This window comes from Pantoea sp. OXWO6B1 (assembly GCF_001641135.1).
Lineage (GTDB): Bacteria > Pseudomonadota > Gammaproteobacteria > Enterobacterales > Enterobacteriaceae > Pantoea > Pantoea allii.
The window spans coordinates 2,285,718-2,310,373 of the sequence record NZ_LWLR01000001.1 but is presented as its reverse complement, the minus strand read 5'-3'; the positions used below and the strand labels follow the sequence as shown (position 1 = coordinate 2,310,373).

Here is a 24,656-nt window from a genome sequence, read left to right as displayed (position 1 = left end):
CATATCGGGTAGTATTCGCCACATGTGCACAGCTTGAGAGGGATCAATTGCAATCCGGTTATTGTTAATAACACTTATCATTTCATGTGTCATAAAAACATAATTTAACTTAAACACTAAAGCAATACTTATGTGATCAATGATTGATCAATTTGTAAGTATATGAATTATATAAATAAAACAAGCCGCTTTGCTTTTTTTAGGTGATTTTGAGATTTTTTTTTAAGATTACTCTTAATAAAAAGCTTATGAATAATGCTGAATTCAGATATAGATATGTTAAATTATATTAATAAGTGTATGAAATGATTCACAAACGCAAACTTTTCAACAAAATATATATTTAAATAAAACTTTTGCCGGATAAAATAGCGCCACCATCTGTTTTTCAGTACAGGATTAAAACTAACACTTTATTACAATTACTGGCTTGATGGCTTGCACCTTACCGTCTAAATTCCTTTCACCTCTCTGAACTGATTTTTATCATAGCTATAACTTTACCCATAAGTTTCAATTTTTATCAGGGATAGACAGTCTTACATTTCCAATTTTTTATTGAAATCGATTACAAAAACACAATGCAAAAGATATTCCCTAAGTAAACATAAATACTATAAACACCCCCATGCTTTATGATTTCATTGGCTGCCGTAGCTTCAGTGGCATTTCCTTTCGATTAATAAAAAGTGACATACGTCACCATTTGTTTAAATGGCTTTAACGCCTGTATCTTCAATGCACTTTCTTTCTCCTAAAATAGAGCGTAAAAATAGTAATAAAATATTTTGATGATATCCTTTTTTAAATTTTTACTTTTAACGACAAAGCTGAATTTATGGATATTGATGTTATTGGCTTCGTGCCAGCACTCTTACCCGTCGCGCTTTCTCCTGGGGCAAGCTTCACACTTGTCATGAGCAGTGCACTCGCTGGTGGACGTAGCGGTCTTCTGCGAACGCTCGCCGGTACCGCCGTGGGAATATATATTCATGCACTCCTGATTGGTCTCGGACTTACCGCCATCATTATTTCTTTACCCGGCGTTTATAACCTGCTTGAAATGGCCGGCACGGTTTATTTACTCTGGTTAGGCCTGATGCTCATCAGAAGTGGCGTGAACGCGCAGCGGGATAATACTCTGTGCAGGACCCGTTCCATTTCGGTCGGCGAGGCGTTAATGGTTAACCTACTGAATCCCAAAGCCATTGTTTTTTATCTCACAGTCGTTTCCAGATTTGCTGGCCAGCATGGCGGTGTGGGGAATTATCTGATTCTGGCATCCCTCCACGTGGTGGTGATGGGCCTGTGGCTCTGCATCGTCAGCCATATCTTGATATTTTCTGCTAAAGGTAGAAATCCGCAGAGGCTTAAAAAATATGTCAATATTTCAGGCGGTGGACTGTTAATAGTTTTCACCCTCTTCACCCTCGCGAAACGTTTTTTAAATCAGCAGGGATAGCGTTGATTTGCTGCGGTTCGTAAGCGCCTTTACCTTGATGGTAAAGGCCCGTGTCAGGTCACGTGCTGTGATTTTATAAGCGTTTCTGGCGTGCCATGTGTATAACTGTCGCCTTAGCCATATAGGGTGTTCACATCACACCTGTTCTGGACAGTATTGCGTTATTCCGTGGCTATCCGGCTGCAATAAGAACCCCTCATGGCCCGGAGTTTATCTGCCGGGCGCTAGGTCAGTGGGTCAGTCGTTATTTGAGTATGACGTGGAGCTTCGGCTTATTCAGCAGGCGAGCTAACACAGAACGGCTAATTGAGAGCGTTAACGGACAATGTCGCGATGAATGGAATAAACACGGGTTCAGCGATATTGTTGATGCCAGGAAAACCATTAACGACTGGCGGCAGGATTATAACGAGCGTCGCCCACATTCGGCACTGACTTATCAGACGCCATCAGAGTTTGCAGCACAGTGGCGAAGCGGGAAGTGTGACAGTAAGACAACAGGTATTACTAACTGACCGTTGTCGTTAATCCTGCGGGAGTTCAGTCAAAAAAGACTTAACGTTGAAGGGTGGTAGCGTAGTTTTGATAAATAATTTTGATAAACGCCAGAGCGCTCATAAAAAAACGGGAACCAACAGGCTCCCGCTCTTATTCAGTCCATAGACTAAATTACATATTCGCGATAATCGCGTCACCAAACTCTGAACATTTCAGCAGTTTAGCGCCATCCATCAGACGTTCGAAGTCATAGGTCACGGTCTTGGCAGCGATTGCGCCTTCCATGCCTTTAACAATCAGGTCTGCGGCTTCGAACCATTCCATATGACGCAGCATCATTTCCGCTGACAGGATTACGGAACCTGGGTTCACTTTATCCTGACCGGCATACTTAGGTGCTGTACCGTGGGTCGCTTCGAACAGCGCGCATTCGTCACCGATGTTTGCGCCAGGTGCAATACCGATACCGCCAACCTGCGCCGCCAGGGCGTCGGAAATGTAGTCACCGTTCAGGTTCATACAGGCAATAACGTCGTATTCAGCCGGACGCAGCAGGATTTGCTGCAGGAAGGCATCAGCGATCACGTCTTTAACAACGATCTCTTTACCGGTGTTTGGATTTTTGAACTTCATCCATGGGCCACCGTCGATCAGCTCGCCGCCGAACTCTTCTTTCACTAACTGGTAACCCCAGTCTTTGAATGAGCCTTCGGTGAACTTCATGATGTTGCCTTTATGAACCAGGGTCAGTGAATCACGATCGTTGGTGATGGTGTATTCCACTGCCGCACGCACCAGGCGCTTGGTCCCCTCTTCCGAACATGGCTTAACGCCAATGCCGCAGTTCTGTGGGAAGCGAATTTTCTTCACGCCCATTTCTTCGCGCAGGAATTTGATCACTTTGTCCGCTTCAGCCGTGCCCGCTTTCCACTCGATACCTGCATAGATATCTTCGGAGTTTTCGCGGAAGATCACCATATCGGTATCTTCAGGACGTTTAACCGGGCTTGGTGTGCCGGTGTAGTAACGAACCGGGCGCAGACAAACGTACAGATCAAGTTCCTGACGCAGCGCAACGTTCAGAGAACGGATGCCGCCGCCCACTGGCGTTGTCAGTGGACCTTTGATCGCTACGCGGTATTCTTTGATTAAATCGAGGGTTTCTTGCGGCAGCCAGACATCCTGACCGTAAAGTTCAACCGATTTCTCACCGGTATAAATCTCCATCCAGGAGATTTTACGCTCGCCGTTGTAGGCTTTTTTCACAGCGGCATCAACCACTTTCAGCATCACTGGTGAAACATCAACACCGATACCATCCCCTTCGATGTAAGGGATAACCGGGTTATTTGGAACATCCAGTTTACCTTGATTCAGGGTGATTTTCTGACCTTCCGCCGGAACAACTACTTTGCTTTCCATTAACCTCTCCTTCGAGCGATTTTTTGTTAATGATTTGTAAGATGCGCGTCAATACTACTTGAATATTGACGCTACGCCAATCACCGCAATTTCGCGTTATAATGCGCTGAATGTTTCAGACTGCAAAGCGTATGCGAAAAACTAATCAGACTTCTCAACCAAATAAACGATTCAGCCGACAAACCCGTCCCGTGCAGCGCAAGGCTGCATCGCCCCCTGCCGTCCGGCGCGTGCTCCTGTTCAATAAACCCTTTGATGTGTTGCCGCAGTTCACCGACGAAGCCGGCCGCCGCACGTTAAAAGATTTTATTGATGTCAGCGAGGTTTATGCCGCAGGTCGCCTTGACCGCGACAGCGAAGGACTGATGGTGCTGACCAACGACGGCACCTTGCAGGCCGCGCTGACCCAGCCCGGCAAGCGCACCGGCAAGATGTATTATGTGCAGGTCGAAGGCGTGCCGGAAGAGCAGGATCTGCAGCCACTGCGGGATGGGGTTACGCTGAAAGATGGCCTTACGCTGCCAGCCGGCATTGAAAAAGTAGTGGAGCCTGACTGGCTATGGGCACGCCAGCCGCCCATTCGTGAGCGCAAAGCGATACCGACGCAGTGGCTGAAAATCACCCTGTTTGAAGGGCGTAACCGTCAGGTCAGACGCATGACCGCCCATATTGGCTTCCCGACATTGCGCCTGGTGCGCTATGCGATGGGTGACTTTGTACTGGATAATCTGGCCCCTGGCGAATGGCGTGATATCAGCACCTTAGTCTAAGCACTGTTATCATTTCCATAACTTCAAGTTAACAATTCCGGAGGATTGATGTTTAAACCGCATGTCACCGTAGCCTGTCTGGTCCAGGCTCAGGGTAAACTGCTCGTTGTTGAAGAACGGGTGAACGGCGTGGCAACCTGGAACCAACCTGCGGGTCATCTGGAAGCGGACGAAACCCTTCTGGAAGCCGCGCAGCGTGAACTCTATGAAGAGACCGGTATTGAGGCCGCTGTGGAGTATTTTATTGGTATTAACCAGTGGATTGCCCCCGATAATACGCCTTTTGTGCGGTTTCTGTTTGGTCTGGATCTGGACACCACCCTGCCTACCGCGCCGCAGGACAGCGACATTGATTGCTGCTGGTGGCTGGCGCCAGAGCAGATACTGACGGCGTCTAACCTGCGTTCGCCGTTAGTCGCAGAGAGCGTGCGCAGATGGCAACAGGGCGTGCGCTACCCGTTAGACCTGATCAGCCCGTTCAACTGGCCGTTTCATGCAGGTGCGCACCCGACTTCAGCGTGATAGAATGCGCCGCCTGTTTTATTGTTTTGCGAGCTTGTGATGTCTGATAACTGCCAGAAAAAAGTGATCGTCGGGATGTCCGGCGGCGTCGATTCTTCCGTTTCCGCCTGGTTACTGCAACAGCAGGGCTATCAGGTAGAAGGCCTGTTCATGAAGAACTGGGAGGAAGACGATGGCGAGGAGTATTGTACCGCCGCTGACGATCTGGCGGATGCACAAGCCGTGTGCGACAAACTTGGTATTAAACTGCACAAGGTAAATTTTGCTGCAGAATACTGGGATAACGTCTTTGAGCACTTCCTTGAAGAGTACAAGGCGGGCCGCACGCCAAACCCCGATATCCTGTGTAATAAAGAAATTAAATTCAAAGCGTTTCTGGAGTTTGCCGCAGAAGATCTCGGCGCAGACTTTATTGCCACCGGACACTATGTCCGCCGTCAGGATATCGACGGACGTAGCCATTTGCTGCGCGGCCTGGACGGTAACAAGGACCAGAGCTACTTCCTCTACACGCTCAGTCATGAACAAATTGCCCAGAGCCTGTTTCCGGTGGGCGAGCTGGAAAAACCCGAAGTGCGCCGCATTGCTGAACAGCTTGAATTAATCACGGCAAAGAAAAAAGACTCTACCGGCATTTGTTTCATCGGTGAACGCAAATTCCGCGAATTCCTGGCACGCTACCTGCCCGCTCAACCGGGTGAAATCGAAACCGTTGATGGCCAGATTGTCGGTGAGCACCAGGGGTTGATGTACCATACGTTGGGCCAGCGCAAAGGGCTGGGCATCGGCGGCATGAAAGAAAGCAAAGACGATCCCTGGTACGTGGTTGATAAAGATGTCGCGCGTAACCGCTTAATCGTGGCGCAGGGTGGCGATCATCCGCGGTTGATGTCGGTGGGCCTGATTGCTCAGCAGCTGCACTGGGTGGATCGTCTGCCGGTTAGCGCCCCGCTGCGTTGTACGGTTAAAACCCGCTACCGCCAGACCGATATCCCTTGCGAGATTATTCCGCAGGGCGATGACAAAATTGAAGTGCGGTTCGACGAACCGGTTGCCGCGGTAACACCGGGGCAGTCTGCGGTGTTCTACCTTGGTGATGTCTGCCTGGGTGGCGGCATCATTGAAGAACGTTTGCCTTGGGTTGCCGCATAATACCGGCGCTAATAACGCGTAAACTGGAGTGACCGTGGCAAAAAACTATCAGGAAATTACCCTTGCGCTGGCGGGCATTTGCCAGGCTGCCCATCTGGTTCAGCAGCTCGCGAATCAGGGGCACTGCCAGCCTGAAGCGCTGACGGTTTCCCTGCGCAGCGTACTGGATCTTAACCCGACATCCACGCTGGCGGTGTTCGGTAACAATGAAGCCAACCTGCGCCTTGGGCTTGAAACCCTGATGGCGGTGCTGAACAGCAGCAACCGTAAAGGTGCCAGCGCCGAGCTGACCCGTTACACACTGAGCCTGATGGTGCTGGAGCGTAAGCTCAACGCCAACAAGCAGGCCATGGCCACGCTGGCCCAGCGCATCAGCCAACTCGATCGCCAGCTGGCGCATTATGAACTGGAATCCGACACCATTCTGAGCGCGATGGCGGGCATTTATGTTGATGTCATCAGCCCACTCGGCCCACGTATTCAGGTCACCGGCTCGCCGGCCGTCCTGCAGAATTCCCTGTTACAAAGCAAAGTTCGCGCCACGCTGCTGGCCGGTATTCGTGCCGCCGTACTGTGGCAGCAGGTTGGCGGAGGCCGACTGCAACTGATGTTTTCGCGCCAACGCTTACTGCGCGAAGCCAAAGCCCTATTATCCCGCCTGCCACTGACTTACTGAGTCCGTGCGGCAAACACCGTTAAATAAATCAGGAGTTGCACTGATGGAATTATCCTCTCTGACCGCCGTCTCACCTGTCGATGGTCGTTACGGCGATAAAGTCAGCCCGCTGCGCGCGATCTTCAGCGAATTTGGTTTGCTGAAATTCCGCGTTGAGGTTGAAGTTCGCTGGTTACAAAAACTGGCTGCGACCGCAGAGATCAAGGAAGTTCCTGCATTTGATGCGGACGCAAACGCTTTCCTTGACGGAATCGTTGCCAGTTTCAGCGAAACGGATGCGGCGCGCATTAAAACCATCGAGCGCACCACCAACCATGACGTAAAAGCCGTTGAATATTTCCTGAAAGAAAAAGTCGCTGACGTGCCTGCACTGCATGCGGTGTCTGAATTTATTCACTTCGCCTGTACCTCTGAAGACATTAACAACCTGTCTCACGCCTTAATGCTGGAAACGGCGCGCCGCGATGTCATCCTGCCCTACTGGCAGCAGTTGATCGCCGCAGTAAAAGGTCTGGCACAGGAATACCGTGATATCCCTCTGCTGTCACGCACCCACGGTCAGCCCGCAACGCCCTCTACCATGGGTAAAGAGATGGCTAACGTGGCCTACCGCATGGAACGCCAACTGCGCCAGCTGTCGCAGATTGAAGTGTTAGGGAAAATCAACGGTGCCGTCGGTAACTATAACGCCCACATCGCCGCTTACCCGGAAGCGGACTGGCATCAGCTGAGCGAAGAGTTTGTGACCTCGCTGGGCATTACCTGGAATCCTTATACCACCCAGATTGAGCCGCACGACTATATTGCCGAGCTGTTTGACTGTATCGCCCGCTTTAACACCATCCTGATCGACTTCGATCGCGATATCTGGGGTTATGTGGCGCTCAACCATTTCAAACAGAAAACCATTGCGGGCGAAATTGGTTCATCGACCATGCCGCATAAAGTTAACCCGATTGATTTTGAAAACTCAGAAGGCAATCTGGGCCTGGCAAACGCGGTAATGCAGCATCTGGCAAGCAAACTGCCGGTTTCACGCTGGCAGCGCGATCTCACCGACTCTACCGTCCTGCGTAACCTTGGCGTGGGCGTCGGTTATGCGCTGATCGCCTATCAGGCGACCCTGAAAGGCATTTCTAAGCTGGAAGTGAACCGCGATCGCCTGCTCGACGAACTGGATCACAACTGGGAAGTCCTGGCAGAGCCGATTCAAACCGTGATGCGCCGCTACGGTATTGAAAAACCGTACGAGAAACTGAAAGAACTGACCCGTGGCAAACGCGTTGATGCGGCCGGTATGCAGGCCTTTATCGACAGCCTGGCGCTACCGGAAGAAGAAAAAATTCGCTTAAAACAGATGACCCCGGCAAATTATATTGGCCGCGCGATACAGATGGTTGACGATCTGAAATAATATCCTCTTTGCAGACCGGTTCCCGCCGGTCTGCGTTAACCTGCTGTTTAGTTCATTTCGCATATACTTATTAAAATTCGTTTCGATCTGATGCTAAAGGAAATCCTATGCGTGTTCTGGTTGTGGAAGATAATGCCCTGCTGCGCCACCATCTTTCGGTACAACTGCGAGAAATGGGTCATCAGGTTGATGCTGCTGAAGATGCCAAAGAAGCCGATTATTTCCTCCAGGAACATCTGCCCGATATTGCGCTGGTTGATCTGGGATTACCCGACGAAGACGGCATGTCTTTAATTCGCCGCTGGCGCAATGACGCGGTGCGTCAGCCTATTCTGGTGTTGACCGCGCGTGAAGGCTGGCAGGCGAAAGTGGAAGCGCTGGAAGCCGGTGCAGATGATTATGTGACGAAGCCTTTTCATATTGAGGAAGTCGCCGCTCGTTTGCAGGCATTAATGCGCCGCAACAGCGGTCATGCCTCGCAGATTATTGCTATGGCCCCTTTTCAGGTCGATTTATCCCGTCGCGAACTCACCATTAACGACCATCCCGTTAAGCTGACCGCGTTTGAATATACGATTGTCGAAACATTAATTCGCAATGCCGGCAAAGTCGTGAGTAAAGATTCCCTCATGCTGCAGCTTTATCCCGATGCAGAGTTACGTGAAAGCCACACGATTGATGTATTAATGGGACGCCTGCGTAAAAAAATTCTTGCGCTGCATTCTGATGAAGTTATCGCTACCGTTCGCGGCCAGGGCTACCGCTTTGATCTCTGATGATGTCGTGGTTTAAACGCTATCGCCCTATCTCGCTGCGGACGCGCTTCTTACTGGCCTCCGCAGCCATTGTATTAATCCTCTCCCTTTCTTATGGCATGGTTGCGGTCATTGGTTACGTGGTGAGTTTTGATAAAACCACCTATCGCGTCATGCGCGGCGAGAGCAATTTATTTTTTACCCTGGCACAGTGGAAAGATAATAAGCTCACCATCGCCCAGCCTGAGCGCACCATGCTCAATTTCCCCACCCTGGTGTTTATTTACGATGAACATGGCAAGCTGCTCTGGCAACAGCGCGATGTGCCGGAAATTCGTGAAAAGATCCAACCCGAATGGCTGTTAAAGCCCGATTTTTATGAAATAGACACCAGCACCAGTACCAGCCGGGCCGCCATGGGCGATAACCTTAGCGCGCAGCAGCAGCTTCATGCCTGGGATAATGACGACGACGATCAGGACACCTTTACCCACTCGGTGGCGGTAAACCGCTATGACGCCACGACAAACCTGCCCGCCTTAACCATTGTGGTGGTCGATACCATTCCGCAGGAGCTTCAGCATTCCGATGTGGTCTGGTCATGGTTCAGCTATGTGCTGGCGGCTAACCTGATTTTAATCGTGCCGTTACTCTGGCTGGCGGCACACTGGAGTTTGCGTCCGATTGGGCACTTAACGCTTCAGGTGCGCGAGCTGGAAACCGGGCAGCGTGAAAACCTGGACGATAATCCGCCGCAGGAGTTACGCTCGCTGGTGCGCAACCTTAACCTGTTGCTGACCAATGAGCGTCAGCGTTACACCCGCTACCGTACGACGCTGGCTGACTTAACCCACAGTCTGAAAACCCCGCTGGCGGTGTTACAGAGTACGCTGCGTTCGCTGCGCGGGGGTAAAGAGCTGACGGTGGAAAAGGCCGAGCCGATCATGCTGGAACAGATCAGCCGCATTTCGCAGCAGGTAGGATATTACCTGCACCGTGCCAGCATGCAGGCCGATCACAATCCCCTGCAGCGCGATCTGCATTCGGTATCAGGTTTGCTGGACAGCCTGTGTTCGGCCCTGAACAAGGTTTATCAGCGCAAAGGCGTGGAAATCACCCTGGATATCTCGCCGGAAACCACCTTTTTTGGCGACCAAAATGATTTTATGGAAGTGCTGGGTAACGTGTTGGATAACGCCTGCAAATACTGTCTGGAATTTATCGAAGTCAGCGCCCATCAAACCGAGCACGCCTTGCACCTTTATATTGATGATGACGGTCCGGGCATTCCTGAGAGCAAACGCGACATGATTTTTGTGCGCGGGCAGCGAGCGGATACCTTGCGTCCCGGTCAGGGGCTGGGACTGGCGGTGGTGCGCGATATTCTCGAACAGTACGCCGGTAAGGTTATCGCCTCCAGCAGCCCGTTGGGCGGTGCCCGCATGGAAGTGGTGTTTGAGCGTCAGGAAATGGAACATCGCCGCGAGTAGTTCAGGCTGTGGGCTGTTATACTGGCAGGTATTTACAGCCCTTAGCGGAATCTCTTTATGGATTATCAGCTCGATCTCAACTGGCCCGATTTTATTCAGCGTTACTGGCAAAAGCGCCCGGTGGTGCTGAAGCGTGGCTTCAAGAACTTTATCGATCCCCTCTCGCCTGATGAACTGGCGGGATTAGCCATGGAAAATGAGGTCGACAGCCGTCTGGTCAGCCAGCAAAACGGCAAGTGGCAGGTCAGCCACGGTCCGTTTGAAAGTTATGATCACCTCGGTGAAAACAACTGGTCACTGCTGGTACAGGCGGTGAATCACTGGCATGAGCCTTCCGCCGCGCTGATGCGCCCTTTCCGCTTTCTGCCGGACTGGCGTTTAGACGATCTGATGATCTCCTTCTCGGTACCCGGCGGTGGCGTTGGCCCCCACTTTGACCAGTATGATGTCTTTATCATTCAGGGCACCGGCCGTCGCCGCTGGCGGGTCGGGGAAAAAGTGCCGCTGAAACAGCACTGTCCTCATCCAGACCTGCTTCAGGTCGAGCCATTTGACGCCATCATCGATGAAGAAATGGAACCGGGCGATATTCTGTATATTCCACCGGGGTTCCCGCATGAAGGCTACTCGCTGGAAAATGCCCTGAATTACTCGGTCGGTTTCCGCGCACCAAGCGGGCGTGAGCTGATTAGCGGCTTTGCCGATTACGCGCTGGCCAATGAACTGGGCAGCCTGCGTTACAGCGATCCGGATGTGCCCACGCGTGATTGCCCGTCGCTGATTCTGCCGCAGGAGGTTGAAGGCCTGCGCAAGGTGATGCTGGATGTCGTGAATCAGCCGGAACACTTTGAGCAATGGTTAGGTGAGTTTATTTCACAGTCCCGTCATGAACTCGACGTGGCACCGCCAGAACCGCCTTACCAGCCGGATGAGATCTACGATGCGCTGCAGCAGGGTGATGTCCTGTCTCGCCTTGGCGGCTTACGTGTTCTGACGCTGGGCAATGCCGTTTATATCAACGGTGAACGAGTTGAGTGCGCGCACCCGGCCGTGATGACCGTGCTGGCACATAACCATGAAATCGCCCTTGCGGATCTGGGTGATGCGCTGGACGATCCTGCCGTGCTGGCACAGATCGCTGGCCTGGTGAACGCCGGTTACTGGTTTTTTAGCGCCGAATAAGCCCTTGTCCGTTGCAACGGATGTAAAGGCCGCGCTGTTCCATTCAGGACAGCGCGGCCTTTTTTATTCAGGCTTTTTTCTGTCCCGCCAGCTCGGCCAGACGGACAATCACATCCACCGACTGCGCCATAATATTCAGCGAGGCAAATTCATGTTTGCCGTGATAGTTGTAGCCACCGGTAAACAGGTTAGGACAAGGTAACCCTTTCCATGACAGCGACGAACCGTCTGTGCCGCCACGAATCGGTTTCACCACCGGCTCGATGCCACAGTCGCGCATCGCCTGCAGCGCCAGCTCAATGATATGCGGGAAAGGTTCGACTTTTTCGCGCATGTTGCGATAGCTGTTGCTGATCTCCACGGTAACAGAGCAGTCCGGATGTAATCCCTTGTTAATGTCAGCCGCCACCTGTTGCAGCGTGTTTTTGCGCTGTTCGAAGGCTTCAGTATCGAAATCACGGATGATGTAGTGCATTTCAGCATGCTCGACCGTGCCTTTCATCTGGTGCAAATGAAAGAAGCCCTCATAACCGTCCGTGCACTCCGGTTTTTCGCCAGCAGGCAGCGCGGCATTGAAACGGGTTGCCAGCTCCAGCGCGTTAACCATCACGTTTTTAGCAGAGCCGGGGTGGACGTTATTACCGACCACTTTGACCAACGCCGAAGCGGCATTGAAGTTTTCGTATTCGAACTCGCCCACATCGCTGCCGTCAACGGTATAAGCCCAGTCAGCCGCAAAGCCTTCGACATCGAAATGCGATGTCCCACGGCCAATTTCTTCGTCCGGCGTAAAGGCGACTCGAATCGCGCCATGCGGAATATCGCTTTCTGCCAGCCGCGCCATCGCCGTCATAATCTCTGCAATACCGGCTTTGTCATCGGCACCCAGCAGCGTTTTACCGTCGGTGGTAATCAGCGTGTGTCCGATCAACTTATGCAATACCGGAAACATCACCGGCGACAGCACTTCATCGCCATTCCCCAGCGCAATATCGCCGCCCCGGTAATTTTCGATGATCTGCGGATTGACATTTTTCGCGGTGAAATCCGGCGACGTGTCCATGTGTGAAATAAAACCGATAACCGGCGTCGGCCAGTCAACGTTTGCCGGTAATGTGCCCATCACACAGCAGTGATCGCTCAGGCTCACATCCACAAAGCCCAACGCCAGTAGCTCTTCCTGCAGCTGACGGGCCAGCATCCATTGCCCTTCGCTGCTGGGCACCTGACGCGCCTGAGGTTTCGCCTGAGTTTCCACTGCCACATAACGCAAAAAGCGTTCAAGTAATTGCTTCATATATCATCCTTAAAAATTGCCGCCAATTATTATTAACAGACGGGCAAGAGGTCGCGTTGCGTCAAATCATTATCGTTCAGGTTAGCCCTGCTGCGGCAAATTAAGAATGCCAACGGGCATAAAAAACCCTGCAATGGCTGTTTTTTTGCGGCACGTTGCTCAGGTTTTCCCTCGCCACAGCCTGTTGTGGTCCAACGGCGCGAAAACAGGGCCGGTTTCACCGCGCGCAGAACGTGAGCTGAACAGGGACAGGTTAAGCACGGCGTAAACCGAATCATCGCGAGCGATAACAACATGATATGGCGGTATCGCTGAGGCGATCAGGAAAACAGAGAATGACGGAATGCTACCGGAAACGGAATAAACAGCGGGCGAACGGTCCGCTGTTTATTCCGTGGCGTGATGCTTTATTTGTGTAGCCCGTGCAACAGTTTATGTACAAAGGCAGGCACCACGTCGCTGGCCAGCCCATAGTGACTTTCGGCAAATTCATTGCCAACCAGGCTGGGCTCCAGGTTCAGCTCTACCGTATGGGCGCCCTGCAGTTTTGCCTCGTGGACAAACCCGGCGGCCGGATAGACATGGCCCGAGGTACCAATGGCGATAAACAGGTTCGCCTGCTCCAGCGCCTGGTAGATCGCTTCCATGCCGAGCGGCATTTCACCAAACCAGACGACGTGCGGACGCAGCACCGAGGGAAACTGACAGCAAGTGCAGCGATCGTCTGGCGTCACATCTTCCTGCCAGTCGATAACCTGACCACTGCTGGCACAGCGCACTTTTAACAGTTCACCGTGCATATGCAGCACGCGGCTGTTGCCCGCGCGCTCATGCAAATTATCGATATTCTGCGTGACCAGCAGAAAATTATCGCCCAGCACCTGCTCCAGCTCGGCCAGCGCCAGATGGGCGGCATTGGGTTGAATTTCCGGCTGCTGTAACTGCTGGCGGCGAGCGTTATAAAAACGCTGGACCAGGGCCGGATCGCGCCGGAAGCCTTCCGGCGTGGCGACATCTTCAACCCGGTGTTCTTCCCACAATCCGTCGGCGGCACGAAACGTGTTGATGCCCGATTCTGCAGATATCCCAGCACCCGTTAAGACAACGATTCGCGGCAACGGGTGCGCCGCCAGCTCGGCCTGGCGATCGCGTTCGAAAATACGCTGACGAAAGCGCTGATGCACTTTCCGGCGCGTTTTCTTCAGGCGGGCAAGTCGTAAACGGCGACGAGGTGTACGCATAAAGTCTCCTGGTGCGGTCGCAAAAAAAAAGCCACCGCGGGTCAATATATTTAGGGCAATCGGGCCCGGTGATCGGTGTAACGTTAATTCGCCCTGCTGTCAGCGCGGATCAGTCATGCGACGCCCAGGGTGCCGCATGACGCGCTTACTGTCCGCTCAGCACGCGAGCGGGATCGATACGACTGGCGCGCCGCGCCGGATACCAACTCGCCAGCAGGCTTAGCACAATAGCGGTAATCAGCACCGAAAACACGTCCAGCCAGTGTAATTCAGACGGCAGGAAGTCGATGAAGTAGATATCGCCCGCTAACAAATGGTGACCGGTCAGGGATTCCAGCCCTTTCATCAGCGAAGTGAGGTTGAGCGCCACCAGCACGCCGACCACCACACCGCTTACGCTACCCAGTAAGCCTGCCAGCAGGCCGTACCAGATAAAAATGGCGCGGATCAGCCCGTCTTTGGCACCCAGCGTGCGCAGTACGGCAATGTCGCTGCTCTTGTCTTTCACCGCCATAACCAGCGTGGAAACGATGTTGAAACAGGCAACGCCAATCACCAGCACCATCGCCAGATACATGATGGCGCGAATCATTTGGATATCGCGGTACATATAGCCGTAGGTGCCAATCCAGCTTTTGATATAGACGTAAGAGTGCGTCACTTCTCCGGCCGCCCGTACCAGTTTTGACGCCTGGAAGGGATCGTTCATTTTCAGGGCAATGCCGGTGACGCTGTCGCCCATATCCAGATATTGCTGTGCGTCAGCAAGCGGCACTAAGGCCAGGCTGTGATCCAACATGCCGCTCAGCTGCAGAATGCCGCTGACCTGCAGCCGGATACGCTTGGGCTGCAGGAGCTTATTATCGCCATCATTATTCGGGATCATGATGGTGATCCAGTCGCCCTGCTTAACGTTAAGCGCCTGCGCAATGCCGCCACCCAGGATGATTTGCTTTTTACCCGGCGCAAAGGTCGACCAGGCATTGTCAGTGACAAACTGCGGAAGCGCGCTCAAACGCGGCTCCTGCGCGGGATCAACCCCTTTAACCTGCAGCGCTTCCATCTTTGCGCCACTTTCAATCAGTCCGGTAAAGTTAATGTAGGGTGCTGCCGCCGCAATGCCGGGAACCTGCTCAATGGGCGCAATCATCGACTGCCAGCGCTGAAAAGGCTGATTGACGGCTTCGATTTCACCGTGCGGCACGACGGCCAGAATGCGCTTGTTTAGCTCACGCTCAAATCCGTTCATGGCGCTGAGACCAATGATCAATACCGCCACGCCCAGCGCAATCCCGATGGTTGAAATAACGGAGATCAGTGAAACCATTCCTCCCCGACGGCGGCCACGGCTAAAACGCAGCCCCAACAGCAGCGATAACGACGATCCCATCAGACAGCTCCTGCAAGGATAATCCGGTCGCTTAACTGACCGTCACGCATCTCCATCTGCCGCGACATGCGTTTCGCCAGATGCAGATCGTGCGTCACCACCAGAAACGCGGTGCCCTGACGCACATTCAACTCACCTAAGAGTTCGAAAATAGCATCGGCGTTGCGGGCATCCAGGTTACCGGTCGGCTCATCGGCCATGACCAGGCGCGGGCGGTTAACCAGTGCACGGGCAATAGCCACGCGCTGGCGTTCTCCCCCGGAGAGTTCTGACGGGCGATGCGCGGCGCGATGTTCCAGCCCCACGGCCGCCAGCATCTCCCGCGCGCGGGTTTGCGCTTCGCCTTTGGTCACTTTGCCAATCAGTAACGGCATCGCGACATTTTCCAGCGCGGTAAAGTCCGGCAGCAGATGGTGGAACTGATAGATAAACCCGAGTTCGCGGTTGCGCAGCTCCGCTTTGGCAGACGATGACATACCGTTGAGTGAGCGACCGTCAAACACCACTTCGCCCGAGGTGGGCGCATCCAGCCCGCCCAGCAGGTGCAACAAGGTACTTTTCCCTGAACCCGAACTGCCGACAATCGCCATCAGTTCACCGGGTTGCACATCAAAGGTCACATTGCGCAGCACGTCGGTCTGCACGCTGCCTTCCTGATAGCGTTTGCACAGGTCACGGCACTGCAACAAAGGAGAGTTACTCATAGCGTAAAGCCTCAGCGGGTTGGACGGCGGCGGCGCGCCATGAAGGGTAAAGCGTAGAAAGCAGCGCAATAATCATTGCACTAAAGGCGATAGTGACGACCTGCCACACATTGATATCGACGGGCAGCGCCGCGCCATCCAGGAACAGGCCAATGACCGGCATCAGATGATTAAGCTGGCTGGCTAACAGCACGCCAAGCAGCGCACCGAGCAGCGTGCCGATGATGCCGGCACTGGCACCCTGCACCATAAAGACGGCGACAATCTGACGGCGGGTTAATCCCTGCGTTTGCAGGATAGCGACTTCGCCCTGCTTCTCCATAATCAGCAGGCCCAGCGAGGTAATAATGTTAAAGGCGGCAACGGCAATGATCAGGCTCAGCAGCAGCCCCATCATATTTTTCTCCATGCGCACGGCCTGGAACAGGTCCCCTTTGCGTTCGCGCCAGTCCTTCCACACCATGCCTGGCGGTAAGGCCTGCTGAGTGACGCTGTCAACCTGTAACGGTTTATCCAGCCACAGCCGCCAGCCGGTAATGTTCCCCGCCGGATAACGCATGATGCGTGAGGCATCCTGCTGATTAACCAGAATCTGGTAACCATCGACTTCACTGTTAGCCGCATAGGTTCCGGCAACGGTAAACAGACGCTGGCTTGGTACGCGGCCCATCGGTGTAAACTGACTGACGGACGGCACCATCAAGCGCAGCATGTCACCCCGTTTGACGCCCAGTTGCGCGGCCAGCTGTTCACCCAGAATCACCTTGTATTGCCCCGGCTGTAGCACGCTTTGCTGCGTGTTCACGAGGTAAGGCGTCAGCGGGTCTTTTTCATCCGGCTGAATGCCTAACATCACGCCAACCGAAACGCTGTGTGAGCTTTGCAACACCACGTTCGCCGTGGTTAACGGCGCGATGCGGTTAATCCCCTTAAGCTTCAGGTCGGATGCCGGGAATTGTTGAGGATTAATGCTGCCTTTGTCGCTGGTCACCAGCGCCTGCGGCATCAGGCCCAGGATGTTGCCCTCAAGCTCTCGCTCGAAACCATTCATCACAGACAGCACAGTAATCATTGCCAGCACGCCAAGCGTGATACCAATGGTGGAGAGCCAGGAGACAAAGCGACCGAAACGGTCTGCAGCTCTTCCGCGCATGTAGCGCAGACCGATAAATAGCGCGACAGGTTGATACATGGAATCCAATGTACAGTTGCTGGAAAATAAGTAGAGAGGATGATAAAGGAGCGGCTCACTTTATGAAACCTCTAACCCTCTGAGTCTGCTGCAAAGTTGTATCAGAATAGGTTATCAGCGGGTTGATGCACAGGATTAGCCTATAAAGATGATGTTAATCGTACGATGATGCAGCGTGAGAGCCGATATAATCATTACCGTAAAGAGATGACGGCAATGAACGTTACTCTGATGTACCCGTTTGACTTTCCTGCGAACGTTGTTCGCAAAAAAGATTTACACACAGCAACCCTTTAGTCACGCCTGCTTTAAGGCGAAGCGGTAGAAAAAATCTCCCGCAGAGGTGATCCCCATGGCGTATTATGGAATGATTACGCCCTGGTAAAAATGGAGCAACCTCGAGATCTCATGTCCGAACCGACTCGCTATACCCTGCCCGTGAAATCTGGCGATCACCGCCAGCTCGGCCAGCTGACTGGCGCTGCGCACGCGGTTGAGTGTGCCAGCATTACCGAGCGCCATGCTGGTCCGGTGTTAATGATCACACCCGATACACAAACCGCCCTGCATCTGCTGGACGAGATCCGTCAGTTTACCGACTTGCCGGTCGCGCATCTCGCGGACTGGGAGACGCTGCCCTACGACAGCTTCTCGCCGCATCAGGACATCATTTCGGCACGCCTTTCCACCCTGTACCAACTGCCCACCCTGCAGCGCGGCATGCTGATTATGCCGGTGAACACGCTGATGCAGCGCGTTTGTCCGCACAGCTACCTGCACGGTCATGCACTGGTCATGCAACAGGGCCAGAAACTGTCACGCGATCGCCTGCGCGATCAGCTTGAGCAGGCGGGTTATCGCCATGTGGATCAGGTGATGGAGCACGGTGAGTACGCAACCCGTGGTGCTTTACTCGATCTGTTCCCAATGGGCAGCGAGCAACCTTACCGCATTGATTTCTTCGATGACGAAATCGACAGCCTGCGCCTGTTTGACGTCGACAGCCAGCGCACGCTGGAAGCCGTTCCCGCGATTAATCTGCTGCCGGCTCATGAATTTCCCAGCGATAAGAACGCCATTGAGCTGTTCCGCAGCCGCTGGCGTGAAATTTTTGATGTGCGCCGTGAGGCCGAGCATGTTTATCAGCAGGTGAGCAAAGGCACCCTGCCCGCCGGTATCGAGTACTGGCAACCGCTGTTCTTTGAACAGCCTTTACCTTCGCTGTTTAGCTATTTGCCCGACAACACCCTGATTGTTAACTGTGGTGATCTGGAAGGCGGGGCAGAACGATTCTGGAATGATGCCAACGCGCGCTATGAAAATCGCCGTGTTGACCCCATGCGTCCGCTACTTGAGCCTGCCACGTTGTGGCTGCGCCCGGATGCATTAATGGGCGAGCTGAAAGCCTGGCCGCGCATCCGTATGACCCACGACGTTCTGCCAGCGAAAGCCGCCAATACCAACCTTGGTTATGAATCCCTGCCGGATTTATCGGTTCAGGCGCAGGCGAAAGCCCCGCTGGATAACCTGCGCCAGTTCCTGGAGCAGTTCAGCGGCGGTGTGGTGTTCTCCGTGGAAAGCGAAGGTCGCCGCGAAAGCCTGCAAGAGCTACTGGCGCGGATTAAAGTGCGCCCCAAGCCGATTCATCATCTGAATGAAGTCAGCGCTGGGCAGCATACCCTGATGATCGGTGCCAGCGAGCGTGGCTTTGTGGATACACAAGGCAACCTGGCGCTGATTTGTGAAAGCGATCTGTTGGGCGAGCGCATCATCCGTCGCCGTCAGGATACGCGTCGCACCATTAATCCGGACATATTGATCCGCAACCTTGCGGAGCTGCACCCCGGTCAGCCGGTGGTGCACCTTGAGCATGGCGTGGGGCGCTATATCGGCATGACCACGCTGGAAGCGGGCGGCATACAGGCGGAGTACCTGATGCTCTCCTACGCCAACGATGCCAAGCTGTATGTGCCGGTTTCCTCGCTGCACTTAATCAGCCGCTATGCGGGCGGTGCCGATGAAAACGCGCCGCTGCATAAGCTGGGCAGTGATGCCTGGTCACGCGCCCGCCAGAAAGCCGCCGAGAAAGTGCGTGACGTCGCCGCCGAGCTGCTGGATATTTACGCGCAGCGCGCGGCAAAAACCGGCTATGCGTTTAAGCACGACCGCGAGCAGTACCAGCTCTTCTGCGAAAGCTTCCCGTTTGAAACCACGCCCGACCAGGCCCAGGCCATCAATGCCGTGCTGAGCGATATGTGCCAGCCGCTGGCGATGGATCGTCTGGTGTGCGGCGATGTGGGCTTCGGTAAAACGGAAGTGGCTATGCGCGCCGCCTTCCTGGCGGTGGAAAACAATAAGCAGGTTGCCGTGCTGGTGCCGACCACGCTGCTGGCGCAGCAGCACTATGATAACTTCCGCGACCGTTTCGCCAACTGGCCCGTGCGTATCGAAATGCTGTCCCGCTTCCGCAGCGCCAAAGAGCAGAATCAGATATTGCAGGAAGCCAGCGAAGGCAAGATCGATATTCTTATCGGCACCCATAAGCTGCTGATGAGCGATATCAAGTGGCACGATCTGGGCCTGCTGATTGTGGACGAGGAGCATCGGTTCGGCGTTCGCCACAAAGAACGCATTAAGGCGATGCGCGCCGATGTCGATATCCTGACGCTGACCGCCACGCCCATTCCGCGTACGCTGAATATGGCGATGAGCGGGATGCGCGATCTGTCCATTATCGCCACACCGCCCGCGCGCCGACTCGCGGTAAAAACCTTTGTGCGGGAATATGACGATCTGGTCATCCGTGAGGCGATTCTGCGTGAAGTCCTGCGCGGCGGGCAGGTTTATTACCTGTACAACGATGTCGAAAATATTGAGAAAGCCGCTCAGCGGCTGGCGGAACTGGTACCAGAAGCACGGGTTGCCATCGGTCATGGGCAAATGCGCGAGCGCGACCTAGAGCGGGTGATGAACGACTTCCATCATCAGCGTTTCAATGTCCTGGTGTGTACCACCATCATTGAAACCGGTATTGATATCCCAACCGCCAATACCATTGTGATTGAGCGTGCCGACCACTTCGGGCTGGCGCAGCTGCACCAGTTGCGTGGGCGCGTGGGCCGCTCACACCATCAGGCTTATGCCTGGCTGCTGACCCCGCACCCGAAAGCCATGACAACCGACGCGCAAAAACGTCTGGAAGCCATCGCATCACTGGAGGATCTGGGCGCAGGCTTTGCACTGGCCACGCACGATCTGGAAATTCGTGGTGCCGGGGAACTGTTGGGCGAAGAGCAAAGTGGTCAGATGGAAACCCTGGGCTTTTCACTCTATATGGAACTGCTGGAAAATGCGGTTGATGCCCTGAAAGCGGGTCGGGAACCGTCACTGGAAGATCTCACCAGCAATCAGACGGAAGTCGAATTGCGGATGCCCGCCCTGCTGCCGGAAGACTTTATTCCGGACGTCAATACTCGCCTGTCACTGTATAAACGCATTGCCAGTGCCGAAGCAGAAGATGAGTTGCAGGAGCTGAAGGTAGAAATGATTGACCGCTTCGGGCTGCTGCCCGATCCGGCCCGTAATCTGCTGGATATCGCCGTATTACGGATGAAAGCCAAGGCTCTTGGCGTGCGTAAAATCGAAGCCAGCGATAAAGGTGGCTATTTCGATTTCGCGCCGCAGAACTGTGTGGACCCGGCCTGGCTGATCGGCCTGCTGCAAAAAGATGCGCGGCAGTGGAAGCTTGAAGGCCCGACGCGCCTGCGCTTCACCCGTGAACTGGCAGAACGCAAGGTGCGGATGGAGTGGGTGCAGTCGTTTATGTCCCAGCTAATGGAAAACCGTATCGCCTCCTAGCCCGCCACATGGCGAACAGCACCGCAGTGCGTGCATAAAGCCGCCTTAATCAAAGGCGGCTTTTTTTTGCCTGAATTCCCGCGTAGTTATTGAGCCTGTGCGGCTTTCACAGAAATTGCGCGTGTAAGGCGCTGCCCGAATCTTCTTTATCGGGCCAGCGGCGGGGCAAACTGCAACGCACCTGCGATACGGTTCCAGGCATTGATGGCCCCAATTGCCGAGGTCAGGAACATCACCTCCTGCGGTGTAAACAGGGTGCTGAGGTTATCGTACAACGCGTCCGGCACCGGCTGTTGTGACATGAGGGTTAATGCTTCGGTCCATGCCAGCGCCGCCGCTTCACGCTCGGTGTAAATGCCTGCATCACGCCACGTCGCCACCAGATCGATTTTAGCCGCAGCCAGCCCTGTTTTACGCGCTATGTTGAGATGAAACTGCAGGCAAAAGGCACAGCCATTAAGCTGTGACGCCCGGAGCTTAATCAATTCAGTCAATGACTTATCCAGGCCAGCGTTATCAACCGCCTTGCCCAGCATGCTCAGGGCAGCGACAACCTCCGGCGCCGCCCGCTCAAACGTGGACCAGTCACTTCGGTTGTGAGAATGCGATGTCATAAATAATCCTGTCTGTTAATATAAGAACTCGAACAACAATATAAGAGTTCTTATATTATGCGCAAGTCAGGATCGCACAATCTGCCGCTGCCAGGCCCCGGTGAAGGTATGCGAGGCACGAAAGGCCACATTGGCTACCTGCTCCGCCAGGCACATGCTGTTCACAAGATACGGATGGAAAATGCCTTAAAAGCCACCGGCCTTACCCTGCCCCAGTTTTCGGTACTGACCATGCTCGCCGCCTATCCGGGTGCATCGGGCGCGGAGCTGGCCCGGCTGTCGCTACTGACGCCGCAGACAATGAGTGTGATTGTCAGCAACCTTGAGCGGGCAGGCATGATCCACCGTCGTCCTCACGACGAGCATGGCCGAATCCAGATCATTGGTCTTACGGATGACGGATTGCAGGTGCTGGCACGCAGTAAAGCCGCCGTGCAGTCGGCAGAGGCCGGTTTGCTGTCCGGGTTGTCCCCTGAGGATGAGGTGGCCGTGCGGCGCTGGCTGGTTAATGTTGCGACCTTGCCGACTAAAAAGGAGTGAAGGCTGTGTTATCCCGGCTGATCCCGCTTCGGCTCATCGCAGAACCGTGCTGGCAACGGTTTTTTAACGCGCCGTGAGGCTGGCGAATCAGGCAACCTTTTCGGTTAACGCACAATCCTCAGCCATAAAAAAAGCGCATCCAGGGATGCGCTTTTGGGTTTCATACTGTGCTGTGTGACCGCAATGCGGCAATCTTTGCCCTTGTCCCTTATGCTTTATCGCCGTTCAGGATTAACTGTCCGTTACGGTCTACCGGGATACGCGTACCCGGATCGTTTTCCATCCGGATTTTACCCTGCTGGTCGCCGATCTTGTAGGTGACGTCATAGCCCAGCATTTTTTCTTGTTTGTCGTATACGGTTTTACAACGCTGTTCAGAGGTCGTGTAAGTATCACGATCCTGCATACCGCTCTGAACCTGGTTGCCCGCATAACCGCCCGCAAGCGCACCGGCTACCGTTGCGACGTCGCGTCCACGACCGCCGCCGAGCTGATGGCCCAGAACACCACCGGCTACCGCACCCAGTACTGAACCGGCGATACGGTTTTCATCCTGAACCGGACGACGGTGCGTCAGCGTCACGTTACGACACTCCTGACGCGGTTGTTTAATCGATTCTTTAATAGGTGTTGCTGACAGCACCTGTGCGTATTGAGGACCGCGATCAAACACGTTAATGCTTGCTACGGCGGCAACACCCAGTGCCGCTGCCACGCCAATACCGATACCCGCTAACATTGATTTATTCACAGGAAGTTCCTCCTGAAAGTGTTACCGCGCATTCCTGCCGCTGGGATATCCCTTACAGCTCTGGCAGAACCGACGTGCGCGACTCGCCGTTTGGTTGAGATAAGTTTTACAGATGTAAAGCTTTTGCAATATCAGATAATGGGAAGAAAATCGTGCAGGACGGCTTAGTGCCACCTTTTAGGAGAGTTCTGAGCAGTCGATACAGGCTAAAATACCGCGCTGATTTCATTATCTTCAGGAAAGTTAATAGTAAAATCAGCGGGTTAAAAACAATCTTACTGATGCGTTTAGTGAAGTTTCAAACGGGGACGAATGACCCGGTTAAGGCTGCCTACCACCATCATCAGCCCGGTTTTAATATAACCGTGCAACGCCACCTGGTGCATACGGTAGAGAGAGATATAGACGAACCGGGCAATGCGCCCTTCTATCATCATGGAACCTCGCATCAGATTGCCCATCAGACTTCCAACGGTGCTAAAGCGTGACAGGGACACCAGCGAACCATGGTCTTTGTAGACATACGCTTTAAGTGGCTTGCCCTGATACTGCAACAGGATGTTATGCAGCGCACAGGAAGCCATCTGGTGAGCGGACTGGGCGCGCGGCGGCACAAATCCCCCACCGGGTAAGGCGCAGGAGGCGCAATCGCCGATAGCGTAGATATCTTCATCCAGGGTGGTCTGGAGCGTCTCTTTCACCACCAGCTGGTTGATGCGGTTGGTTTCCAGTCCGCCGATCGCTTTCATAAAGTCAGGGGCTTTTATGCCCGCCGCCCAGACCATTAAGTCCGCTTCGATAAACTCGCCGCTTTTGGTATTCAGGCCCAACTTTTCCGCGCTGGTCACCATCGTTTGTGTCATTACGCGCACGCCAAGTTTGGACAGCTCCTGATGTGCCGCGGACGAAATGCGCGGCGGCAGGGCTGGCAGAATACGTTCGCCCGCTTCCACCAGCGTGACGTTCAGCGCCTCACTGCCCAGCGCTTTGTAGCCGTAGCTGTGCAGTTGCTTAACCGCATTGTGCAGTTCTGCCGAGAGTTCAACGCCGGTTGCGCCTCCGCCGACAATCGCAATGTTAACCTTCTCTACCGCACCTTCGCTGGCAGAGAATTTCAGGAACAGGTTGAGCATTTCATTATGGAAACGGTGCGCCTGCTGCGGGCTGTCGAGGAAGATGCAGTGATCTTTAACGCCCGGCGTGCCGAAGTCGTTTGAGGTACTGCCCAGCGCCATCACTAACGTGTCGTAAGCCAGCTCGCGCTCAGGCACTAACACTTCGCCCTGAGCGTTGACGACTTCGGCCAACTGGATGACTTTTTTCTCACGGTTGATGTTGGTCAACGAGCCCAGTTGGAACTGAAAACCGTGGTTACGGGCATGCGCCAGATAGCTCAGGGCATCAATGCCTTCATCCATTGATCCGGTCGCCACTTCGTGCAGCAGCGGCTTCCACAGATGGCTGTGGTTACGGTCGACCAGGATAATCTCGGCTTTCTTTTTACGTCCCAGCTTATGCCCTAACTGCGTGGCCATTTCCAGGCCGCCGGCACCACCGCCCACAATAACAATTTTCTTAACAGATGTAGTCAACAAAGACCCCCTTAAAATGTGAACCAAAAGTTAATCAATGGTTAAATTAAACCTTAATAAACATAGGGTTGGCGACATAATTTCGCTATCTGCAGGCAGAATAGCATGGCGGGCAGAGCGGAGCCTCAGAAAAT

Annotated in this window: 21 protein-coding genes; 12 read left to right on the top strand and 9 right to left on the bottom strand. The window is 53.8% G+C overall.

Annotation, left to right across the window (positions count from 1 at the left end; all coding sequences use genetic code 11):
• The first annotated feature begins 838 nt into the window (after positions 1 to 838).
• Together A6A26_RS13000 and A6A26_RS26295 are read left to right on the top strand one after the other, a co-directional pair.
• Positions 839 to 1,462, top strand: a complete 624-nt coding sequence (locus A6A26_RS13000) for a LysE family translocator (RefSeq protein WP_063879110.1) — start codon at positions 839 to 841, stop codon at positions 1,460 to 1,462.
• Positions 1,463 to 1,716: 254 nt separating this feature from the next.
• Positions 1,717 to 1,977 carry an integrase core domain-containing protein gene (locus tag A6A26_RS26295; RefSeq protein ID WP_074181005.1) on the top strand — a complete coding sequence of 87 codons (261 nt, stop codon included), beginning with the start codon at positions 1,717 to 1,719 and terminating at the stop codon, positions 1,975 to 1,977.
• Between the two features lie 154 nt (positions 1,978 to 2,131).
• Here the strand turns inward: A6A26_RS26295 and icd are convergent, their stop codons facing one another.
• On the bottom strand, positions 2,132 to 3,382 hold the full coding sequence (icd, locus tag A6A26_RS12995; protein WP_063879109.1) for an NADP-dependent isocitrate dehydrogenase: 1,251 nt from the start codon (positions 3,380 to 3,382) through the stop codon (positions 2,132 to 2,134).
• Positions 3,383 to 3,492: 110 nt separating this feature from the next.
• Between icd and rluE the strand changes: the two genes are divergently transcribed.
• The 8 genes from rluE to A6A26_RS12955 all read left to right on the top strand — a co-directional run bounded on the left by rluE (position 3,493) and on the right by A6A26_RS12955 (position 11,343).
• Complete coding sequence (gene rluE, locus A6A26_RS12990; protein ID WP_063879108.1) at positions 3,493 to 4,152, top strand: 23S rRNA pseudouridine(2457) synthase RluE; 660 nt, start codon at positions 3,493 to 3,495, stop codon at positions 4,150 to 4,152.
• A 48-nt stretch (positions 4,153 to 4,200) separates the two neighbouring features.
• Positions 4,201 to 4,674: an NUDIX domain-containing protein gene (locus A6A26_RS12985; RefSeq protein ID WP_063879107.1), complete on the top strand. Its 474-nt coding sequence runs from the start codon at positions 4,201 to 4,203 to the stop codon at positions 4,672 to 4,674.
• Between the two features lie 39 nt (positions 4,675 to 4,713).
• Positions 4,714 to 5,826 carry a tRNA 2-thiouridine(34) synthase MnmA gene (gene mnmA, locus A6A26_RS12980; RefSeq protein ID WP_063879106.1) on the top strand — a complete coding sequence of 371 codons (1,113 nt, stop codon included), beginning with the start codon at positions 4,714 to 4,716 and terminating at the stop codon, positions 5,824 to 5,826.
• Between the two features lie 34 nt (positions 5,827 to 5,860).
• The gene (gene hflD / locus A6A26_RS12975) at positions 5,861 to 6,502 is read left to right on the top strand and encodes a high frequency lysogenization protein HflD (protein ID WP_063879105.1); all 642 of its coding nucleotides are present in this window, start codon (positions 5,861 to 5,863) and stop codon (positions 6,500 to 6,502) included.
• Between the two features lie 43 nt (positions 6,503 to 6,545).
• Complete coding sequence (gene purB / locus A6A26_RS12970) at positions 6,546 to 7,916, top strand: adenylosuccinate lyase (protein WP_063879104.1); 1,371 nt, start codon at positions 6,546 to 6,548, stop codon at positions 7,914 to 7,916.
• Between the two features lie 107 nt (positions 7,917 to 8,023).
• Positions 8,024 to 8,692 (top strand): two-component system response regulator PhoP, encoded by a 669-nt coding sequence (gene phoP / locus A6A26_RS12965; protein WP_063879103.1) that lies wholly within the window; start codon positions 8,024 to 8,026, stop codon positions 8,690 to 8,692.
• 2 nt (positions 8,693 to 8,694) lie between these two features.
• Positions 8,695 to 10,161, top strand: coding sequence for a two-component system sensor histidine kinase PhoQ (phoQ, locus tag A6A26_RS12960; RefSeq protein WP_063881149.1), 1,467 nt, complete (start codon positions 8,695 to 8,697; stop codon positions 10,159 to 10,161).
• A 57-nt stretch (positions 10,162 to 10,218) separates the two neighbouring features.
• Positions 10,219 to 11,343 carry a ribosomal protein uL16 3-hydroxylase gene (locus tag A6A26_RS12955; RefSeq protein WP_063879102.1) on the top strand — a complete coding sequence of 375 codons (1,125 nt, stop codon included), beginning with the start codon at positions 10,219 to 10,221 and terminating at the stop codon, positions 11,341 to 11,343.
• A gap of 67 nt (positions 11,344 to 11,410) precedes the next feature.
• Here A6A26_RS12955 and pepT read toward each other — a convergent pair whose 3' ends face one another.
• The 5 genes from pepT to lolC all read right to left on the bottom strand — a co-directional run bounded on the left by pepT (position 11,411) and on the right by lolC (position 17,167).
• Positions 11,411 to 12,640 (bottom strand): peptidase T, encoded by a 1,230-nt coding sequence (pepT, locus tag A6A26_RS12950; RefSeq protein WP_063879101.1) that lies wholly within the window; start codon positions 12,638 to 12,640, stop codon positions 11,411 to 11,413.
• A gap of 407 nt (positions 12,641 to 13,047) precedes the next feature.
• Positions 13,048 to 13,881, bottom strand: coding sequence for a Sir2 family NAD+-dependent deacetylase (cobB, locus tag A6A26_RS12945; RefSeq protein WP_063879100.1), 834 nt, complete (start codon positions 13,879 to 13,881; stop codon positions 13,048 to 13,050).
• 145 nt (positions 13,882 to 14,026) lie between these two features.
• The gene (gene lolE / locus A6A26_RS12940; RefSeq protein ID WP_063879099.1) at positions 14,027 to 15,271 is read right to left on the bottom strand and encodes a lipoprotein-releasing ABC transporter permease subunit LolE; all 1,245 of its coding nucleotides are present in this window, start codon (positions 15,269 to 15,271) and stop codon (positions 14,027 to 14,029) included.
• Positions 15,271 to 15,975 (bottom strand): lipoprotein-releasing ABC transporter ATP-binding protein LolD, encoded by a 705-nt coding sequence (gene lolD / locus A6A26_RS12935; protein ID WP_063879098.1) that lies wholly within the window; start codon positions 15,973 to 15,975, stop codon positions 15,271 to 15,273. The genes lolE and lolD overlap by 1 nt, the downstream gene beginning before the upstream one ends.
• Positions 15,968 to 17,167 carry a lipoprotein-releasing ABC transporter permease subunit LolC gene (gene lolC / locus A6A26_RS12930; RefSeq protein WP_063879097.1) on the bottom strand — a complete coding sequence of 400 codons (1,200 nt, stop codon included), beginning with the start codon at positions 17,165 to 17,167 and terminating at the stop codon, positions 15,968 to 15,970. Before lolC ends, lolD begins: the two co-directional genes overlap by 8 nt.
• A 408-nt stretch (positions 17,168 to 17,575) precedes the next feature.
• On the opposite strand from lolC, the gene mfd reads away from it, so the two are divergent.
• Complete coding sequence (mfd, locus tag A6A26_RS12925) at positions 17,576 to 21,025, top strand: transcription-repair coupling factor (protein ID WP_063879096.1); 3,450 nt, start codon at positions 17,576 to 17,578, stop codon at positions 21,023 to 21,025.
• 146 nt (positions 21,026 to 21,171) lie between these two features.
• On the opposite strand, the gene A6A26_RS12920 is transcribed toward mfd, so the two are convergent.
• Positions 21,172 to 21,639, bottom strand: coding sequence for a carboxymuconolactone decarboxylase family protein (locus A6A26_RS12920; RefSeq protein WP_063879095.1), 468 nt, complete (start codon positions 21,637 to 21,639; stop codon positions 21,172 to 21,174).
• A gap of 57 nt (positions 21,640 to 21,696) precedes the next feature.
• On the opposite strand from A6A26_RS12920, the gene A6A26_RS12915 reads away from it, so the two are divergent.
• Positions 21,697 to 22,179 carry a MarR family winged helix-turn-helix transcriptional regulator gene (locus A6A26_RS12915; protein WP_063879094.1) on the top strand — a complete coding sequence of 161 codons (483 nt, stop codon included), beginning with the start codon at positions 21,697 to 21,699 and terminating at the stop codon, positions 22,177 to 22,179.
• 208 nt (positions 22,180 to 22,387) lie between these two features.
• Here A6A26_RS12915 and A6A26_RS12910 read toward each other — a convergent pair whose 3' ends face one another.
• Positions 22,388 to 22,930 carry a glycine zipper 2TM domain-containing protein gene (locus A6A26_RS12910; protein WP_063879093.1) on the bottom strand — a complete coding sequence of 181 codons (543 nt, stop codon included), beginning with the start codon at positions 22,928 to 22,930 and terminating at the stop codon, positions 22,388 to 22,390.
• Positions 22,931 to 23,217: 287 nt separating this feature from the next.
• Positions 23,218 to 24,522 (bottom strand): NAD(P)/FAD-dependent oxidoreductase, encoded by a 1,305-nt coding sequence (locus tag A6A26_RS12905; RefSeq protein WP_074181004.1) that lies wholly within the window; start codon positions 24,520 to 24,522, stop codon positions 23,218 to 23,220.
• Positions 24,523 to 24,656: the final 134 nt, after the last annotated feature.

What these genes read in the sequence shown, in the direction of transcription:
- A6A26_RS13000 (WP_063879110.1), top strand. Translation starts at nt 839, where the DNA reads ATGGATATTGATGTTATTGGCTTCGTGCCAGCACTCTTACCCGTCGCG.
- A6A26_RS26295 (WP_074181005.1), top strand. Translation starts at nt 1,717, where the DNA reads ATGACGTGGAGCTTCGGCTTATTCAGCAGGCGAGCTAACACAGAACGG.
- icd (WP_063879109.1), bottom strand. Translation starts at nt 3,382, where the DNA reads ATGGAAAGCAAAGTAGTTGTTCCGGCGGAAGGTCAGAAAATCACCCTG.
- rluE (WP_063879108.1), top strand. Translation starts at nt 3,493, where the DNA reads ATGTTTCAGACTGCAAAGCGTATGCGAAAAACTAATCAGACTTCTCAA.
- A6A26_RS12985 (WP_063879107.1), top strand. Translation starts at nt 4,201, where the DNA reads ATGTTTAAACCGCATGTCACCGTAGCCTGTCTGGTCCAGGCTCAGGGT.
- mnmA (WP_063879106.1), top strand. Translation starts at nt 4,714, where the DNA reads ATGTCTGATAACTGCCAGAAAAAAGTGATCGTCGGGATGTCCGGCGGC.
- purB (WP_063879104.1), top strand. Translation starts at nt 6,546, where the DNA reads ATGGAATTATCCTCTCTGACCGCCGTCTCACCTGTCGATGGTCGTTAC.
- phoP (WP_063879103.1), top strand. Translation starts at nt 8,024, where the DNA reads ATGCGTGTTCTGGTTGTGGAAGATAATGCCCTGCTGCGCCACCATCTT.
- phoQ (WP_063881149.1), top strand. Translation starts at nt 8,695, where the DNA reads ATGTCGTGGTTTAAACGCTATCGCCCTATCTCGCTGCGGACGCGCTTC.
- A6A26_RS12955 (WP_063879102.1), top strand. Translation starts at nt 10,219, where the DNA reads ATGGATTATCAGCTCGATCTCAACTGGCCCGATTTTATTCAGCGTTAC.
- pepT (WP_063879101.1), bottom strand. Translation starts at nt 12,640, where the DNA reads ATGAAGCAATTACTTGAACGCTTTTTGCGTTATGTGGCAGTGGAAACT.
- cobB (WP_063879100.1), bottom strand. Translation starts at nt 13,881, where the DNA reads ATGCGTACACCTCGTCGCCGTTTACGACTTGCCCGCCTGAAGAAAACG.
- lolE (WP_063879099.1), bottom strand. Translation starts at nt 15,271, where the DNA reads ATGGGATCGTCGTTATCGCTGCTGTTGGGGCTGCGTTTTAGCCGTGGC.
- lolD (WP_063879098.1), bottom strand. Translation starts at nt 15,975, where the DNA reads ATGAGTAACTCTCCTTTGTTGCAGTGCCGTGACCTGTGCAAACGCTAT.
- lolC (WP_063879097.1), bottom strand. Translation starts at nt 17,167, where the DNA reads ATGTATCAACCTGTCGCGCTATTTATCGGTCTGCGCTACATGCGCGGA.
- mfd (WP_063879096.1), top strand. Translation starts at nt 17,576, where the DNA reads ATGTCCGAACCGACTCGCTATACCCTGCCCGTGAAATCTGGCGATCAC.
- A6A26_RS12920 (WP_063879095.1), bottom strand. Translation starts at nt 21,639, where the DNA reads ATGACATCGCATTCTCACAACCGAAGTGACTGGTCCACGTTTGAGCGG.
- A6A26_RS12915 (WP_063879094.1), top strand. Translation starts at nt 21,697, where the DNA reads ATGCGCAAGTCAGGATCGCACAATCTGCCGCTGCCAGGCCCCGGTGAA.